Annotated in this window: 13 protein-coding genes; 5 read left to right on the forward strand and 8 right to left on the reverse strand. The window is 70.3% G+C overall.

What is annotated here, in order from left to right; all coding sequences use genetic code 11:
* Positions 1-56: 56 nt before the first annotated feature.
* The 3 genes from FK256_RS02940 to FK256_RS02950 form a co-directional block, all read right to left on the reverse strand.
* Positions 57-701 (reverse strand): sugar O-acetyltransferase, encoded by a 645-nt coding sequence (locus FK256_RS02940; protein ID WP_009232423.1) that lies wholly within the window; start codon positions 699-701, stop codon positions 57-59.
* Positions 702-754: 53 nt separating this feature from the next.
* Positions 755-2,704, reverse strand: a complete 1,950-nt coding sequence (locus tag FK256_RS02945) for a glycoside hydrolase family 84 protein (protein WP_170197895.1) — start codon at positions 2,702-2,704, stop codon at positions 755-757.
* Between the two features lie 78 nt (positions 2,705-2,782).
* Complete coding sequence (locus FK256_RS02950; RefSeq protein WP_141423663.1) at positions 2,783-5,308, reverse strand: TIM-barrel domain-containing protein; 2,526 nt, start codon at positions 5,306-5,308, stop codon at positions 2,783-2,785.
* 283 nt (positions 5,309-5,591) lie between these two features.
* Here FK256_RS02950 and FK256_RS02955 point away from each other — a divergent pair, with 283 nt between their 5' ends.
* Both FK256_RS02955 and FK256_RS02960 read left to right on the forward strand, forming a co-directional pair.
* Positions 5,592-7,460 carry an alpha-glucosidase gene (locus tag FK256_RS02955; RefSeq protein WP_141423664.1) on the forward strand — a complete coding sequence of 623 codons (1,869 nt, stop codon included), beginning with the start codon at positions 5,592-5,594 and terminating at the stop codon, positions 7,458-7,460.
* A 107-nt stretch (positions 7,461-7,567) separates the two neighbouring features.
* Entirely contained in the window at positions 7,568-8,215 is a 648-nt protein-coding gene (locus FK256_RS02960; RefSeq protein WP_141423665.1) for a nitroreductase, read from the forward strand.
* Here FK256_RS02960 and FK256_RS02965 read toward each other — a convergent pair.
* The 5 genes from FK256_RS02965 to FK256_RS14245 form a co-directional block, all read right to left on the reverse strand.
* A complete protein-coding gene (locus FK256_RS02965) occupies positions 8,205-9,071 on the reverse strand; it encodes a CPBP family intramembrane glutamic endopeptidase (RefSeq protein WP_141423666.1) in 867 nt (288 codons plus the stop codon). The genes FK256_RS02960 and FK256_RS02965 overlap by 11 nt on opposite strands.
* 99 nt (positions 9,072-9,170) lie before the next feature.
* A complete protein-coding gene (locus FK256_RS02970; protein ID WP_141423667.1) occupies positions 9,171-10,472 on the reverse strand; it encodes a chloride channel protein in 1,302 nt (433 codons plus the stop codon).
* A gap of 78 nt (positions 10,473-10,550) precedes the next feature.
* Positions 10,551-11,396 carry a CPBP family intramembrane glutamic endopeptidase gene (locus FK256_RS02975; RefSeq protein ID WP_141423668.1) on the reverse strand — a complete coding sequence of 282 codons (846 nt, stop codon included), beginning with the start codon at positions 11,394-11,396 and terminating at the stop codon, positions 10,551-10,553.
* A 6-nt stretch (positions 11,397-11,402) separates the two neighbouring features.
* Positions 11,403-13,778, reverse strand: coding sequence for a 6-phosphofructokinase (locus FK256_RS02980; protein WP_211343513.1), 2,376 nt, complete (start codon positions 13,776-13,778; stop codon positions 11,403-11,405).
* Between the two features lie 235 nt (positions 13,779-14,013).
* Entirely contained in the window at positions 14,014-14,154 is a 141-nt protein-coding gene (locus FK256_RS14245; protein ID WP_170197896.1) for a hypothetical protein, read from the reverse strand.
* Positions 14,155-14,535: 381 nt separating this feature from the next.
* Between FK256_RS14245 and sucC the strand changes: the two genes are divergently transcribed.
* From sucC to FK256_RS02995, 3 genes are read left to right on the forward strand one after another with little or no spacing between them, the layout of a single operon-like run.
* Positions 14,536-15,741 (forward strand): ADP-forming succinate--CoA ligase subunit beta, encoded by a 1,206-nt coding sequence (sucC, locus tag FK256_RS02985; protein WP_141423669.1) that lies wholly within the window; start codon positions 14,536-14,538, stop codon positions 15,739-15,741.
* A gap of 3 nt (positions 15,742-15,744) precedes the next feature.
* Positions 15,745-16,686, forward strand: coding sequence for a succinate--CoA ligase subunit alpha (gene sucD, locus FK256_RS02990; protein ID WP_009232411.1), 942 nt, complete (start codon positions 15,745-15,747; stop codon positions 16,684-16,686).
* Positions 16,683-17,936 (forward strand): cell division protein PerM, encoded by a 1,254-nt coding sequence (locus FK256_RS02995; RefSeq protein WP_141423670.1) that lies wholly within the window; start codon positions 16,683-16,685, stop codon positions 17,934-17,936. The genes sucD and FK256_RS02995 overlap by 4 nt, the downstream gene beginning before the upstream one ends.
* Positions 17,937-18,104: the final 168 nt, after the last annotated feature.

Consider the following 18,104-nt stretch of genomic DNA (forward strand, 5'->3'; position numbering starts at 1 on the left):
GGGCCGATTGCGGCGCAGCCTCAGTCTTGGGTGTGACGCGGCGTCGTACGCAAGCGTTACGACTGATGTCGGGGCCCGAAGGTGGAGTCGTCCAGCTGGCGCAGGACGCGGGCCGGGTTGCCCACCGCGAGACTGCCGGTGGGGATGTCCTTGGTGACCACCGAGCCCGCACCGATGACGCAGTTGTCCCCGATGGTTACACCGGGGCAGACGATCACCCCGCCGCCCAGCCACACGTTGTCGCCGATCGTGATGGGGTCGGCCGCCTCCAGGGAGCAGGCGCGCGGCGTCGGCTCTAGGGGATGGACCGGCGTGAGCAGCTGGACATTCGGGCCGATCTGGCAGTGGGCACCGATACGGATCTCCACGACGTCCAGGGCCACGAGCCCATAGTTGGCGAAGGTCCCCTCACCCACAGTGATGTTGTCTCCGTAGTCCACACGCACCGGCGGCAGCAGGCGAGCCTTGTCACCCAGTCCCGGGATCGCCGAGCGCAGCAGGTCCCAGCAGTCCTCTTCACCCTCGGCGAAGGCCCGCTCGAAGCGGTAGAGCATCTTGCGGGCGTGCGCCGCGATCCTGGCACTGTCCGGGTCATCGGAGACGTACCAGTCGCCGGCGAGCATACGCTCGCGATTGGTGCGCTCGTCCCCAACGAAGTAGGGCTCGGCCTCGGGGAAGCGCGGGGCGGGGTTCTCACTCATGGCTCGACCGTACCGTCATCATCGTGGCCGCGGGTCTTACGTACGATCTCGACTCACCGGTTGTTCCAGGCCTGGCGGGCATGGTCCACCAGCTCGCCCATACCGGTGTCCCCCAGCTTCGGGGTGAGCGCGCTGGCTTGGGGCCGGCCATTGTCGTCGAGCGCGCTCAAGCGTTTGGCCCCGGCCCGGGCGACCATCGACTCCATGCTCGTTTGAGCCTTCTGGGCTGCGGCCGTGTCCCCCCTGCGCAGTGCCAGGATGAGGTCGACGGCGGCCAGATCCGCACTTGCCCAGTTCGAGGTGGCGTCGATCCACGGCTTGGCGTCGTTGTAGAAGTCGCGCACTTTGACCGAGGCCAGCGTGGTGGGAGCGTCCTTCAGCAGTCGCAGGCGCGTGCGCAGCGCGGCCGCCTTGGCCTCGATGTCCGCGGTGTCCTCGCCGTCGAGGGACCAGATGAACGCGTAGACGTCGTTCCAGGTGCGCGAGGCCCGCCAGCCGGTGAACTCCCACTGCTCGTGCACGTCGACGAAGGCCTGCATCGCCTCCCACGCGGGTCCCGAGCTCGCGCCCACGATCTTGGCCATCGCCGTGCTCCTCGTGGTCTGGGCGTCGTGCCCGGTCGGGTTCCACGCGTAGCTGGCGTACTCGGCCACGGCCAGCCGGGAGGCGTAGGGCTGGATCATCGGGTTGGTGGTGATTCCGGTGATCGCCGTGCCCAGGTCGGTGCTGCGCGCCGGCATCGCCCCCAGGAACAGTCGGGCCTGGTTCTCCCCATCATTGGCGGGGAAGTTGTCCCAGACGACCAGCTTGCTCGTACCGTAGGCCGCAGCCGCCTGGGAGGCCTGCTCGGTGGTGATGGAGTCGGTGACGATTCCTCGCCCCGTCCACTGCACGGAGATGGCGGGGTCGAGCTCCTTCCCCAGGGTGGTCTTGTAGTCCGTCTTGTCCATGCCCGTGTACTGGGTGGGGGCCATCCACAGGTCCGGCAGGCCCTTCGACTTGATGTACTCCCGCTGAATGCGGCCCAGGAAGTAGGCCTGCGCCTGAGCTAGAGCCGCCTTGTCCCCGGTCGCCGTGAACTGCGCCGTGTCGGAGTCGCAGGTGAAGTCTCCGGAGATGTCGTCGAAGGCGACGTAGAAGCTCGTGATCCCGATGTCCCGCAGCTGATCGAAGACGCCGGTGGCGGCGGCGTAGTCCTCGGGGGAGGAGTAGCAGATGTCCTCCCCAGGGGAGAGCGCGACCACCAGGTTAATGTGCGCCGCCCTGGCCGTCTGCGAGAGCTGCTTCAGCCGGGCCAGGTCGGAGGCCGGGTAGCGCTCGCGCCACCTGGCGCGCAGATACGGATCGTCCTTGGGGGCGTAGACGTAGGTGTTCATGCGCTGATCGCCCATGTAGGACAGCATGTCCATACGCGCTCGGTGACTCCAGGGGATGCCGTAGAAGCCCTCGACCACGCCGCGCACCCGCATGGCCGGCCAGTCGGTGATCGTTGCGCCGGCGACCTTGCCGCCCACCGTGATCTGCCTGAGCGTCGTCGTCGCGTGGAAGGCTCCGGAGGCGTCGCTTCCCAGGGCGATCACGGAGGGGACGCCCGCCGATGAGGTGGTCAGGGCATAGCCCTCGGCCTGGGAGGGGACCGACAGGGAGGCCGGGCGGTACTGGGAAGCGTTGCCGTCATCGGTGCCGACGACGATCCTCGCCCGCCCGCTTCGGGACACCACCTTGCCCCCGGCATCGGTGACGATCGCGGTGGCCGCCTTGACGACGTCGTCGCCAGCCCCGCCTCCGACCTTGACGATCTCCACCGTCCCGGTCAGGTCCACCGCCGGTCCCGTCCACTGAACCGACTGGGGCGCCGGGGTCAGGGCCGGGGTATCCGGCGCGGCCGCGGCCGTGGGCTCAGGCGCCGAGGAGACGAGCCCGAGTACCAATCCGACGAGGAATGCGGGGATGAGGAGGGACCGAAGACGGGATGAGGAGGGCAATGCTCCTGAAACGACCATGAGGGCCATTGTTCACTAACGGCACTTGAACTGTTCGCGGTAAAAACCTTCAAACGATGCGGCCGGTTGGCGCCGCGCTCACAGCACCTCGGCCACGGCCGAGCGCAGCGTCTCCGGCAGGCCCAAAGACTCCATCTCGCCCAGGAGGGCGGTCCCGCTCAGACCCCTTCGCACAGCGGCCCAGGCCAGATCCTTGGCCATATACTCCACGCGCGCCGCGTCCAGGATCGCGTGAACCTCGCCGCGCCAGTCGGCCGGCGCCTGCTCCACTTCGCGCAGCACCAGCTCGACGCCGTCGGCCAGCTCCTGACGGCTCAGTTCCCCTAAGTGCACGAGTGTCCCAGCCCCCAGGGTGAAGCCGTCGCCGTCGACCTCCTTGACGGCCAGTCGGCGCGCCTGACCGCCGACTCCCAGCAGGGCGCCCGCCACTCGGCCGGCCAGAAGCCTCACCGTCACCAGCCGCGAGGCCGGGACCACGTCGGCGGCCCCCTCCAGGCGGATACGGAGCACCGCATTCCCGCCGTCCTTCCCCTCGGTCTGCGGCCAGGTGAACCTCATGCGGGTACGGGCGATTCGATCCGGACCCGGCTCGGCCGAGCCGTCGTCCTCCTCCAGGGTGAAGCCCCCCGCGCCTCCGGGCACGACGACGATCTCCAGCTCGCGCGGATTGTCCCCGGCCGCCTCCGTCAGGCTCCCGGCCAGGGGGATCACCGCCCCGGCCCGGGCGAGCACGCCGATACGGTCCAGCGGGCGAGACAGGCTCAGCATGCGCCCGTGCCCGCCGGTGGTGGCCTCGTAGCGGCGCCCCGTGGGCAGGTCGTACCAAACGCCGTCGGGCAACCAGGTCGTCTCCCGGCCCAGGCCGGTGGCCTCGTCCAGCGGGGAGGTGAAGGGCACCACCAGCAGGTCCCCGAAGCAGAAGGTGCGCCGGTGCTCATAGGCGGCCATCTCCTGCGGGTGGTCGTGGTAGACCGGTCGCACCGGGCCGACTCCCTCGCTCACCGAGCGCCTGGCCCACGTGTACAGGTAGGGCACCAGCCGGTGACGCAGCCGCAGGTGCGCCTCCATAGTGGCGCGCGCATCGCGCGAGTAGCGCCAGGGCTCCTTGGACGTGAAGCCCGAGTTCGACGAGTGCAGGCGGTTGATGGGGGAGAAGCAGCCCAGCTGGAACCAGCGGGCCGCCATCGCGTCGTCGCTGGTTCCCAGCATGTGCCCGCCGATGTCGTTGGACCACCAGAAGTAGCCGATGTTGGCGGCCGTGGCCGTGAACATCGGCTGGAAGCGCAGCGAGTCCCAGCTGATGATCGTGTCCCCGGAGAAGCCCACCGGCGTGCGGTGGCTCGAGGCGTCGGCGAAGCGCGAGAAGGTCACCGGCCGACGCCGCTCCACGCCGCCCGCCTCCGTCGGGCGCTCGCGGCCCGAGTCGAGGTAGTGGACGTGGTTGAGCATCCACAACGGATCCAGGCCGGGAACCGTGGTGGAGCCGCCCTGCTGCCAGTCCAGCCACCAGAAGTCCACGCCCTCATCCTCCAGGCGGTGGTGGAGCCGGGAGAGGTAGGAGGCCACGAAGCCCCGGTCGGCGATGTTGAAGGGAATGTCCTCACCGCCGCCGGCGTCCAGGCCCAGGTCGGAGCAGACCTCCTCGTAGGCGTCCTCGTGACGCCGCACCCCCTGGGCCGGGTGGACGTTGAGCGTGGTGAGCATCCCCCGCTCATGCAGACCGGTCAGGAAGGCCCTGGGGTCGGGGAAGAGGTCCCGGTTCCAGGTGTAGCCCGTCCAGCCCGTGCCGATCGCCGGGTCGATGTCGGTGACGTGCCAGTCCATGTCGATGACCGCCACCGAGAAGGGCAGCCCGTGGGCGGCGAAGCGGTCCATGAGCTCCAGGTACTCCTGGGCGCTGTAGGGGTGGTAGCGGCTCCACCAGTTGCCCAACAGCGCCCGCGGAATGAGAGGACTGGGACCGGTGAGGCGGAAGAAGTCGCGCAGCGCCCCCCGGTAGTCCTGGCCATAGCCGAAGACGTAGAGGTCCTGCGCCCCGTCGGCCAGGCGGTTGCCGGACTCACGGGGCCGGACCCACTCGTCCTGAGTGAGCAGCAGCGAGGCAGAGTCGTCCAGGGCGGTGATGCCGTTCAAGCTCAGCAGTCCCGGGCTGAGGGCGACGGCGCCGTCGGCCTCATCGAGGGTGCGGGTGGTGCCGCCCAGGTTCGTCGGGAAGGTCTCGTCGGGGTCCCAGGCGTCGCCGTGGTGCCAGGTGCCGCCGTGGGCGTGAAGCGCCGTCGAGCGCAGCCTGACGTTGAGTCCGGACGGGGAGAAGCCCAGCGAGGGGACATGAGTCAGGTGCAGGTGCTCGGTGATGATCTCCAGACGGTCTTCGCCCCGCACCACCTGGAACGACGGGGGCTCGCCGAGGTCGCGGCTGACGACCAGTTGGGTGGCGGCGTCGGCGAACACGCCGGCGGGGGAGAATTCCATGCGGATGAGCCGGGAGGTCAGCACCGTGAACCGGTATCGGGACTCGGCCGGCGAGGACCCGACCACGACCGCCTCGGCGGGGGCTGCTGCTGGACGCAGTGTGTCGGGGGCATTGGAGAGAGGAGAAACCAACGATCGGCCTTTCACAGGGGTCGTCATAGGGACACGATGGGAGAGGTGGCACCTGGGGCAAGGCGCGAGAGATCATCATAATCGGCCGCGGTTGGCAGCGCTTTCTGACACAATCGGCATGGGTCCGCCAAGACTGCGGCGGCGCAGCCGGGACGATTCCCGAGCTGCCGGGCCCGACGTCGTGCACCCGGGTGACGCATGCAGCCCCGTCCGCGTCGGGGCTGCTCTCTGTTCTTGTCTCCCCTTCAGATTCCGCCACATGCCGGTAGGAAGGAAGCCTCCCATGACCCGTCCCGCATCCCTGGTCGTCTCTCCCCATCACGTCGGCGAGGAACCGGACTGGTGGCGCCGCGCCGTCGTCTATCAGGTCTACCCCCGTTCCTTCGCCGACTCTGACGGCGATGGGATCGGCGACATCCCGGGCCTGACCAGCCGCCTGGACCACCTCGATGAGCTCGGGGTCGACGTCGTGTGGCTCAGCCCTGTCTACCGCTCTCCGCAGGACGACAACGGCTACGACATCTCCGACTACCAGGACATCGACCCCCACTTCGGCTCCCTGGAGGACCTCGACTCCCTCATCGAGGGGCTCCACGCCCGCGGCATGCGTCTGGTCATGGACCTCGTCGTCAACCACACCAGCGACGAGCACCCCTGGTTCACCGCCAGCCGCTCCTCGACGCAGGACCCCAAGCGCGACTGGTACATCTGGAGACCCGCCCGGCAGGTCGACGGGCTGACCCCCGGGCAACCGGGCACCGAGCCCACCAACTGGGGATCGGCCTTCTCCGGGTCGGCCTGGGCCTGGGACGAGGGCACCCAGGAGTTCTACCTGCACCTCTTCTCACCCAAGCAGCCCGACCTCAACTGGGAGAACCCCGAGGTGCGCCGCGCCGTCCACGAGATGATGACCTGGTGGCTGGACCGCGGAGTCGACGGCTTCCGCATGGACGTCATCAACTTCATCTCCAAGACCTACCCGCTCACCGACGCCCCCCAGGGCGAGGGCGACCTCTACGGCAACTCCTTCGCCGCAGTGGCCAACGGGCCGCGCATCCACGAGTTCCTCCACGAGATGAACCAGCAGGTCCTCGCACCCCGGCCCGGGCACGTCATCACCGTCGGAGAGATGCCCGGAGCCACGCGAAGCGAGGCCGCCCTCTACACCGACCCCGCCCGCGCCGAGCTCGACATGGTCTTCCAGTTCGAGCACGTCAGCCTCACTGACGGGCCCGGAGGCAAGTTCGACCCACAGCCCCTCCACCTCGTCACCCTCAAGAAGAACCTCGCCGACTGGCAGGCCGCACTCGCCCCCGTCACGGACTCCTCCGGCGTCGTCACGGCGGAGAAGGGCTGGAACTCAGCCTACTGGGACAACCACGACCAGCCCCGCGCCGTCTCCCGCTTCGGCGACGACGACCCGGCCTGGCGCGTCCGCTCAGCCAAGACCCTCGCCACGATCCTCCACACCCACCGCGGCACCCCCTACGTCTACCAGGGGGAGGAGCTCGGCATGGCCAACACGGTCTTCCGCTCCATCGAGGACTACCGGGACCTGGAGTCCGTCAACCACTTCCACGAGCGCGTGCGCGCCGGCGACGACCCGGCCGCCGTCCTGGCAGGCCTGGCCCCCATCTCCCGGGACAACGCCCGCACCCCCGTCCACTGGGACGGCAGCGAGAAGGCCGGGTTCACCACCGGCGAGCCCTGGATCGCCCTGGCCCCCGACCACGGCACCGTCCACGCCGCAGCCCAGGCGGGAGTACCCGGCAGCGTCTTCGAGCACTACCGCTCCCTGATCGCCCTGCGCCACGACGACGACGCCCTCGCCCTGGGCACCTTCCGGCTGCTGGCGGCCGACCACCCCACCGCCTGGGTCATCCTGCGCCAGTGGCGCTCCCCCGAGCCGGGCGAGGACCGCCTCGAACAGCTGCTGCTCATCGCCCAGTGTGCTCGCGAGGACCTGCCCCTGATCGGCGAGGGCGGCCTGCTGACCGCGCTCGCGGCCGAGGGACTGGAGCCGGGCCAGTGGGTCGGGGCCGAACAGATCCTTCGCGCCGGCGACCCGGACATCCAGCCGGGCTCAGAGCACACGGGAGTGCCAGAGGCTCTAGCTGGCTGGGACTCGGTGCTGCTGCGCCATCGGGCCTGAGACGGCCCCGACGGCGCCCGCCAGACGGCCCCGACTGGAATAGTGCCGGCCGGCCGATCGTTGGTCTCGGTGGACAAACCCGCGGATATCGGAAGTAGGAGAGCACCATGGAGTTCAGCCAGGTCGTCGCCAATCGGCACTCGGTACGAGACTTCACCGACCAGCCCGTCTCCCAGGAGGAGCTGGCGGACATCGTGCGCACCGCCCAGCAGGCGCCGTCGTGGGTGAACTCCCAGCCCTGGCGGGTCTATGCGGCCACCGGGGCCACGCTGGCCGGGATCAAGAAGCGCCATGCCGCAGACATCGCCGCCGGCAGGAAGGGAGACTCCGACCTCCCGGTGAAGCCCCGTACCGAGTGGTCTCCGACCACCCAGGAGAACATGGCCGCGCTCGGCGAGCAGATCGGTGCCCAACTGGGCGAGGGCGCCCAGGAGTTCCAGGCTTCGCAGGGACGGTTGTTCAACGCCCAGGCGGTCCTGTACGTGACGATCCCGGTCGAGTCCACTCCGTGGTCCTTCCACGACCTCGGGGCCTTCTCCGCCATGCTCGTCCTGGCGGCTGCCGACAAGGGCCTTGGCGCCATCAACGCCTACGCCCTGGTCATGTACCCGGACGAGGTGCGCGAGGCCATGGGGATCGGAGCCGATGAGATCGTGGCGGTCGGGATCGCGCTGGGCCACCCCGCGGACTCGGCGCTGGCGGCCTTCGCCCCCAGCCGCGTCGACGTCGACGAGATCCTCACGATCAAGGACTGAGCGTAGGGCGATGCTCCCGCCGCCGGCCCAAGAGGAGGATGAGGATTGCGGTGATAGCTGAGCCCAGGAGCAGGATGGCGGCGTTGAGCCATGAGATCTCGAAGTCGGGCAGGTTCTCGCTCTGAAGCTGGCCGATGAACAGGCCCAGCGCGTTTCCGCTGACGTGCAGACCCAGGGCGAAGAACACGGACCCCAGTCGCACCACCGACCAGCCGGCGAGCAGCCCGAAAAGCACCTTGTGGAGAACCTGCCAGGCGTAGCCCGGAAGGCTGGTCTCTGAGGCCAGCCAGGTCGGAAGATGCAGGGCGGTGAAGGATGCCGTTGTCATAAGCACAGCCGCAGTGGCCCCGAAGCGTTCTCGCACCGGTGCGAACAGGGTGCGTCTCAGCGTGATCTCCTCAGGGATCGCGTTATACGCAATGCCGACTAAGACGGCGAAGACCAGGGCGTGAAGCACCGTGGATGCGGTGATCTCCGGTTTCCACAGGGGGCCGGTGCCCGTCGGCCCCATCCAGGCGTGCAGCCCGCCAAAGGTGACCCCGGCCAGGGCGCCGGTGGTGAAGAGGACAGTTCTGCTGCGAATACCGCCACCGGCCAGCAGGTCGCACCAGCCGCGGTGAGATAGCCCGAACCAGAGAGCGAGTCCGCCGAGGTGAAGGAGGACGAGCATGAGGATCCACGGTCCCCGGACGAGTGCCAGGGCGGTTCCCAGTGCCGGGGCGCCGACCAGCAAGGCGACGGCGGCAAGGGTGACGCTTTCAGAGACAACGGGCTGCCCGGTCTCGAAGGTATGGGCGTCGGCCGTGGAGGGCCGTGACGCGTGGCGAGGTGGGGCGACGTCCCTGTGACGATCCATAGTGATTCCGGTGAGAAGTGGCTGTCTGTCACGATCCGCGCAGGAGTATACGGTCGATCGGAAGAATGAATGACCCTGACGCGCGGCAGGAGGCTTTTACTATCGCATCCCCAAGTTCCGCAGCCGGGAGGCCACGGCTTGCCGCCAGGTGGAGGAGGTCACCAGCATGACCGGCAGGACGACGGCGATCAGCGCTGTCAGTGTCCAGACCCCGGCGCGGGCCAGTTCCCAGGTGAAGACGATCCCGAAGATGGGGGCCTTCTGGGTCGTGGCAAGCACCGCGCCCGCTCCCGCCATTGCCAGCACCGAGATGCTGACCTCCACCCCGCTGGCCTGAAGCGCGATCGCCAGGGCGGCTCCTGCGCTTGATCCCACGGCCAGGGACGGTGCCAAGCGGCCGCCGGTAGCACCGGCCCCGAGCGTGAGCCCGGTGAGGGCCGGCTTGAGGACCACGATGCCCAGCAGCATGACCAGGGTCGCACCCGCAGCGCCGCTCGAGGCTTCCGGAACGCGGGTGCCCAGGGCCGCCTCCATGGCGTCGCGTCCGTTGCCGACGACGGCCGGAACCCGCAGGCTCACCAGCCCGGTGACCAGTCCGGCCGCCCCGATCGCCACTGGCAGCCAGCGGGTGGCGCGTACCTGGCGTGCCAGCATCCACGACCACAGTCGCCTGGCCCCCACTCCCAGCGCGGCGGCTACGGGCACGAGCAGAACCAATCCGAGGACGGTTCCCGACGAGGGTCCCTGCGAGGTGATCTCGAAGGTGGGCCGTCCGTGGGAGTGCAGCCAGGAGACGAGTGTGGCGATGACGCACACCGGGACCGCCACGAGGGCTCCGCGCCGTCGCATCCCGGTGACCATGACGAGCTCGACGGCGTAGGCCGCACCTCCCAGCGGCGCGTTGTACATGGCCGCCAGGCCCGCCCCGGCCGCAGAGGCGATGAGGATGGCGCCCTCGGGCCTGCCGATCCCCAGGCGGGCGGCGAGCCTGGCCGCGACCGCCCCGGCGGCCAGGCGCGGGGCGCCCTCGCGCCCCACCGAGTTGCCCGAACCGACTGTGAGGACCTGGGTGACGGCGTCGAGGAAGGGCCGTGCCAGTCCTATCCGGGTTGCCGCCCTGCCCGAGCGGTCCGCCACTGCGGTCTCCACGTCGGCCACCCCACCGGTTGCGCGCAGCCACCACCACATGCCACCGGCGACGAGGCCGCCCGTGGCCGGGGCGAGTGCGCGCCGCCAGGGTGGGGCGCCGGCCAGCCGCTCCAGGAGCGCGCTGTGGGCGACGCCGTAGAACAGCGACTCGAAGACCTCCAGGAGCAGTGCCATCGCGATCCCGATGAGGCCCGCGGCCACGCCCGCCAAGGCGGCGGCCAGAAGGAATCGGGGTCGGGTCAGCGCGCGCACGCCAGGCACGATACCCGGCCCCGCGGATCGGGCGCCGACGAGACGACCGACGCCGTCACCGGCCTCGGGCAGGCCCCGTTAGCGGCGGGGCCTCGACGTGCGGCTCGGGCGTCCCAGGTACCAGACGGCTGCGGCCGTCACCAGCGTCTCGGCGAGCATGGCAATAACGGACGGAGTGGTGAACCGGCTCCATCCGGTCAGGGTCTCCTCCCGGCTCAGAGAGTCCAGCAGAACACCGGTGAAGTTGCCGCCCACATGCATGCCCAGGGCGAAGGCCAGGGAGTCCAGGCGCAGGACGGACCAGGCGGCCACCAGTCCGAAGAGAAGCTTCTCGGGGACCTCAGCCGCATAGGTGGAGGCGGTGGCGTGAGAGGAGATCCAGGTGGGCAGGTGCATGACGACGAAAGCCAGGGCTGTGGTCCACAGGGCGAACCCGCCCCCGAACTGCGCCCGCAGGGGTTCGAGCAGGCAGCGGCGCAGCGAGAACTCTTCGGGGACGGCGTTCATGAGCACACCGACCCCCAGTGCCATAGCCAGGGCGGACAGCAACCCGGTAGGTGTCACCGGGGCAAGGGCGGCTCCCGGGTTGTCGATCGGGTGGTGTGCCAGGGCGCTGAGAGCGCACAGGCCCGCGCCGACGGCGAAGAGCAGCCAGGGACTGCGAGGTCCCGCGGAGCGGAGCAGGTCGCGCCAACTGCGGCGCCACACGAGGAACCAGATCGCCAGCGCCCCCAGGTGCAGAACGGCGAGGACCTGCCAGGGGCCGCCCACCAGAGCCAGGACGACGCCGAGCGACAGGCCTCCGACGAGCAGGACCAGGGCCGCCCAGGCGCTCCTCCGAGTGCGGGCCGCGTCCGCTCCGGCGGAGGCTCCGGCGGTCTCGGGCGGAACCACCGTGCGCTGCGGGCCGGGGCGGGCAGTCACCTCCTGCTACCTCTGATCGCCGGCCGCGTCGTCGACCGCCTCACCGAAGTCGGGGACGTCCTCGAGCGCCAGGGTTCCACTGTTCTGGCTGACCAGGGACACGGCGGGGCGCAGACCCAGCCACCACTGGTGGCGGGGGCGACGGTGGTCGCGGTCGAGGTCATCGTTCATGCGGTCCAACGGGTGGTTGGAGACCTTGCCCCCCACTAGGCCCACGTAGGAGGCTGTCGGCTCGCCGCGCTTGAGGGCACCGGCCAGCAGATCCAGGGAGTAGGCGACGAGCTTGGTCGCCATGATCCGGTCGAAGGCCGTGGGGCTGCCGCCCTGCTGCTGGTGGCCCAGGATCGCCTCGCGCACGTCGTAGAGGTCCTTGCCCTCCTCGGCGAAGATGTGGGCCAGCACGTCGGTGGTGTAGTTGACGCTGGCCCGCTCGTTGCGGATCACCAGGTAGAGGCTGCGTCCTGAGCGGAAGGACTCCACCATCCGCTCGGAGTCGGCGGCCAGGCCTTTGAGCGTGATGCCCTCCTCGTTGAGGTAGACCTTCTCCGCGCCGGTGGCCAGACCGGACATCAGGGACAGGTAGCCGCACTTGCGGCCCATGACCTCGGCGACGAAGCAGCGGTGCGAGGCCGCCGCGGAGAGCTTGATGGAGTCCAGCGCCACCACCGCGTTGTTGAGGGCCGTGTCGGTGCCGATGCTCAGCTCAGAGCCGGGCAGGTTGTTGTCGATGGAGGCCGGCACGCACACGATCGGGATCTGGAAGGCGGGGTAGCGGTCCCGCTCGGTGACCAGGCGGTAGGCGCTCAGGTAGGCGTTGTAGCCGCCGATGACCAGCAGGGCGTCGATCTCATGGAGCTCGATGGCCCGCCCCAGGGCGTAGAGCTGCTCGATGGTGGGCACCTCGCGGCGCGTTCCCAGCTGGGCGCCGCCGTCGCCGACCCAGCCCTCGACGTCGGCCCAGGTCAGCTCGTGCACATCGCCGTCGAGTAGACCGGGGAAGCCGCCGTAGACTCCCAGCATCGTGAAGTCGTGGTCGATGCCCAGACGCACGGCCGCGCGCGCCGCCGTGTTCATCCCCGGGGCCAGGCCCCCGGCGTGGATGATGGCGACCCGCTTGGGGCGCGTGGTGGGTGAAGCCTGCGAGCCCGTGCCGGGGACGGGATCGACTGGCGGGGTGGACATGGTCTCGAACAGCTCGAGCATATTGCCGAAGCTGGCCCCGCGGGCCTGGATCGCCCCGAGGTAGTCATGGGCGGCCACGAGGTCCTTGACGGCGCGGGTGGCCGCGATCTGCTCCATCATCGGCAGGTGGCGGATGCGGTTGTGGCGTTCGGCGATGATGGCAGGCTCGCTGCCCGGTTCCATCGACACCACCTCGCGGGCGGCGGCGCAGCCCAGCAGCGTGGACATCCAGCGGTCGTAGGCGCTGGGGCGGCCACCGCGCTGGACGTGCCCCAGGATGGTGACGCGGGCGGCCTCGCCCAGCTTGTCGGCGATGACCTGGCGGACGTCGTCGGCGGTGATGCGGTTGCCCTCGCGGTCGGTGGCGCCCTCGGCGACGATCACCATGGACTCGCGGCGCCCGGCCTCCCGGCCCGCCTTGAGCTTGGAGCACATGTCCTCCTCCCAGTCCTTGCCCGGGGGGAGCTCGGGGACCAGGACGTAGTCGCAGCCCCCGGCCACGGCCGCCATGAGGGCCAGGTAGCCGCAGTGGCGGCCCATGACCTCCACGACGAAGGTGCGCTGGTGGGAGGCGGCCGTTGAGGAGATGTCGTCGATGGCCTCCAGGATGCGGTGGAGGGCCGAGTCGGTGCCGATGGTCATGTCGGCGCCCACGAGGTCGTTATCGATGCTGCCCACCAGGCCGGTCACCATGAGGACAGGGTGGGCGGCGGCCGTCTCTGCGCTGATGTCGCCGGTCGCGACGAGCTCCTCGAGCAGGGATGGCCAGTTCTTGCGGAACTCGTTGGTACCGGTCAGGGACCCGTCGCCGCCGATGACCACGAGCCGGTCGATGCCGTGCTCCAGGAGGTTGCGGGCGGCTGCCAGCTGACCGGCGCGCTCGCGGAACTCAGCCGAGCGGGCGGTGCCGATGATGGTGCCGCCGCGCTGGAGGATGGAGCCCACCGAGTCCCACTCCAGGGGGCGGATTCCGTCGCCGCCGGCCACGGCGCCGGCCCAGCCCTCCATGACCGCGTAGGGCCTGGCCCCCAGGCGGATGGCGGTGCGCACCACGGCCCGCACGGCCGCGTTCATGCCCTGGGCGTCGCCGCCGGAGGTGAGGACCCCGATGCGCAGGGGCTCGCCGTCCAGGCCGAGCAGCGGTCCGGCCGACGAGCCGGTGGGGGAGAGGGTGTTGTCTGAGGACATGACGGCTGGCATGTGGGGTCCTTCCCTGGGGTCGCCGGTGGGCCTGGCTCCCGGCGTCGGCCGGGAGGACGTCGGTCCTTATTGTTGCTGGTGAGCGCCGCCACGTCATCCGCCTGTGGTCCCAGAAGCGTTTCCTGGCCGCGGCATCCACGCACTCGCCGGTTCCCGGTGAACCTCCAGGAGGAGGGGAGCGATGTTGTCCCCCTGCTTTGGGAGCAGGGGGACAGCAGGTCCACGGACCAGGGATCTACCTGTCTCGGCGAGCGTGGAACCTGCGGGCCTCGGCGTCGAGGGTGCGCTTGCGTCGTCGGCCCCACTGCCTGCCGCTCCAGAGGCCGAGGAGCACCATGGCGCCGACCAGAGCACTCGTGGCCGTGAGTGCGGGCATGACCGTCTCCCTTCTCGAGTCCTCTCCTCGTATCAATCCATGATAATTCGCGTGGTGGCGAGCAGCTCAGGATTGGGAACGTACTTCGTGATCGGGAAATGCGTTTCCCCGCAGACGACTGGGGTCTGTCCTCAGTCATCTGCGGGAGAATTCAGTCCTCGTGGGGAAAGTACGTTCTCGACGGTGCTCGTGGCCGGCGGAGGCCCCGGCGCGCACGCTCCGCCGTGAGACGCCGCGCCCGTCTCCTCATGAGACGCTGCCTCGCCCCCGTGTCCGACCTCCTCGCGAGGCACCGGGACGTTAGGCTCAATACCGGTGCCCGCCCGGCCGACGCCGGCCCGCGCCCTCAAGCCATCCACATGCCCCGAGAGGATCAGCTGCATGGATCTCTACGAGTACCAGGCCAGGAACCTGTTCCGCCAGCACGGCGTCCCCGTGCTCGCCGGCGCCGTGGCCACGACCCCCGAGGAGGCGCGCAGCGCCGCGCAGTCCCTCCTGGAGGCGGGCAGCGAGCTAGTGGTCGTCAAGGCCCAGGTCAAGACCGGTGGCCGCGGCAAGGCCGGCGGCGTCAAGCTCGCCCGCACCGCCGCCGAGGCCGAGGCCCGCGCCCGCGACATCCTGGGCATGGACATCAAAGGCCACACCGTGCGCGCCGTCCTCATCTCCGACGGCGTCGACATCGAGGCCGAGTACTACTTCTCCATCCTCCTGGACCGCGCCGAGCGCCAGTACCTGGCCATGTGCTCGCGCGAGGGCGGCATGGACATCGAGACCCTCGCCGCCGAGCGCCCCGAGGCCCTGGCCCGCGTCGGCATCGACCCGCTCGAGGGCATCACCCCCGCCGTCGCCCACCGGATCGTTCAGGCCGCAGGCTTCGAGGCGGGGACACTGGCCGACGACGTCGCCGCCGTCATCGAGCGCCTCTGGGAGGTCTTCACCGCCGAGGACGCCACCCTCGTGGAGGTTAACCCCTTGGTCAAAGCCGCCGACGGCCGCATCATCGCCCTGGACGGCAAGGTCACCCTCGACGACAACTCCCGCTTCCGCCACCCCGCCCACGCCGAGCTCGTCGACTCCGCCGCCACCGACCCCCTGGAGGCCCGCGCCCGCGAGGCCGGCCTCAACTACGTGCGCCTCGAGGGCCAGGTCGGGGTCCTGGGCAACGGCGCAGGTCTGGTCATGTCCACCCTCGACGTCGTCGCCGGCGCCGGCGAGCGCCACGGCGGCATGAAGCCCGCCAACTTCCTCGACCTGGGAGGCGGGTCATCGGCCGAGGTCATGGCCACCGGCCTGGAAGTCGTGGCCTCCGACCCCCAGGTGCGCGCCATCCTCGTCAACGTCTTCGGCGGCATCACCTCCTGCGACACCGTCGCCCAGGGCATCGTGGCCGCCGTTGAGGCCCTGGGCGGGCTGCCCAAGCCCGTCGTCGTGCGTCTGGACGGCAACAACGCCGAGACCGGTCGCGCCATCCTGGCCGAGGCCGCCATCGAGGGCGTCACCGTCGTCGACACCATGGACGGGGCCGCCGACGTCGTCACCGCCATCGCCGAGCAGATCAGCGGGCAGACCGCTTCCAAGGAGGCCTGAGACATGAGCATCTTCCTGACCGAGACCGACCGCGTCATCGTCCAGGGCATGACCGGCTCCGAGGGCCGCAAGCACACCACCCGTATGCTCTCGGCCGGCACCAAGGTCGTCGCCGGCGTCAATCCCCGCAAGGCCGGCACCGCCGTCGCCTTCGACGTCGCCCCCATCGGCCCCGGCGCCGGCGAGGTTCAGGCCGGAACCGTTGAGGTCCCCGTCTACGGCACCGTCGCCGAGGCCAGGCAGGTCACCGGCGCCGAGGTCAGTGCCGTCTTCGTCCCGCCGGCCTTCGCCAAGGGCGCCGTCGTCGAGGCCGTCGACGCCGGGGTGCGCCTCGTCGTCGTCATCACCGAGGGCATCCCGGTGGCCGACGCGACCTGGATGCGCGCCTACGCGGCCGAGCATGGTGTCCAGATCATCGGCCCCAACTGTCCGGGCATCATCTCCCCGGCCCGCTCCAACGTGGGCATCACCCCGCCCGACATCACCGGTCCCGGTCCCCTGGGACTGGTCTCTAAGTCCGGCACCCTCACCTACCAGCTCATGCACGAGCTGTCCGACCTGGGCTTCACCACCTGCATCGGCATCGGCGGGGACCCGGTGGTCGGCACCACCCACATCGATGCTCTGGCCGCCTTCGAGGCCGACCCCGACACCCGCCTGGTGGTCATGATCGGCGAGATCGGGGGCGACGCCGAAGAGCGCGCTGCCGCTTACATCCGCGAGCATATGACCAAGCCGGTGGTCGCCTACGTCGCCGGCTTTACCGCCCCCGAGGGGCGCACCATGGGCCACGCCGGGGCTATCGTCTCTGGATCGTCGGGCACCGCCGAGGCCAAGAAGACCGCCCTGGAGGCCGCCGGCGTCCGGGTGGGGCGCACTCCCAGTCAGACCGCCGAGATTGCCCGCGAGCTCTACCGCCGGCTGGCCGGCGAGGTGGGAGCTTGAGCCCGGCCCGGTCACGAGTCGCCGGCCTGACGTCCTGGACCCTGTGGTCCCTGCGCGTGGGGATCGAATCGGTCGGCCTGAGCTGGCTGATGGTGGTGCTGCTGACGGTCGCCGTGTCCATGGCGAGCTCCAGCCTCAGCGCTGCGGCCGCCCTGAGCGCCGGCGAGGCCGTGCGCGCCGGTACGGCCCTGTGGAGCCTCGGCTTCGGGGGGATGGTCACCTCCTCCTCCGCCGACCAGGGAACCCTCAGCCTGCCGCTGCTGGGACTGACCCTGGTGCAGGTGGGCTGGACCTGGAACTGCGTGCGGCGCGCCCGTCCCACTCGTCCGGCGGCAGGGGCGGCCATCGTCATCGCCGCGGCCGCCGTCGCGATCCTGGTCTGCCTGACCGGCCCCAAGGGGCCCAGCGCCTGGCCGGCGGTCGGCGGAATCGCCGCGATCACGTGCGCCGTCGTCGCCGTCCAGCTTCAGCGCGCCGGCAACGGCTGGTCTGCCCTGACCCGGTGGTGGGACCGTCGCCCCCTTTGGGCGGCTCCGGCCCTGTCGCTGGCCTACGGCGCCGCGCGGGCCCTGGCGCTGCTGAGTCTCCTGGTGGTGGCCGCGGCCGCTTTCAAGGGAGCCGGCCGGGTCTCGGTCCTGCACGACGCCCTTGCCGGCGGCGGGTTCATCGCGATGGCCGGCCTCGTCCTGCTCCAGATCGCCTGGGTGCCGACCATGCTCATCTGGGCCTGCTCATGGCTCATCGGCGCCGGCTTCTCCGTAGGGTCGGGGACGGTGTTCGCCCCCGACCGCGTGGTGGCCGGTCCCGCGCCCGCCTTGCCGTTGCTGGGACTGCTGCCAGCGGCGCCGCTGAGCACCGCGGGCCTATGGCTCCCACTCGTGGTGACGGTCGGCGCCATGGTGGCCGCCTGGAGACGTCGGGCGGTCCTCAACTCCCTGCGGGTGCGCCATGCCGTCAGCGCCGCCGGGGCCGCCGCCCTCCTCGTGGCCGCCGGCGTGGGGCTGTTGTGCCTGGCCGCCTCCGGCTCCGTGGGGCCGGGCCGGATGACCGACGTCGGCCCCCAGGTCCTCTACACCGTGATCCTCGTCTTCGTCGAGGTCGGAGTCGGCCTGGCCGCCATGGCGATCCTGGCCCACCCCTATACGTGCACCTGGGCCAGGGGCGCCCTGCCCGAGTCGATCCTGCCGGCGACCGACCGGCGTCGAGATGCGGACGAGGACGACGTCGAAGAGCAGGACGGCGAGGCGTAGGGCCGGTGCTCCCCTCGGAGGGTTGCTACGGCCCGCGCAGGGCGGGAGACGGCGGCGCACCGTGCTGATCGGGAACGTACCTTTCGATCGAGGACTGAGTTCTCCCGCAGACGACTGAGGGTGGACGTCAGTGGTTTGCGGGATGGGTACGTTCTCGATGGAGAACGC

Source organism: Actinomyces johnsonii (assembly GCF_006546835.1).
GTDB classification, from domain to species: Bacteria; Actinomycetota; Actinomycetes; order Actinomycetales; family Actinomycetaceae; genus Actinomyces; species Actinomyces johnsonii.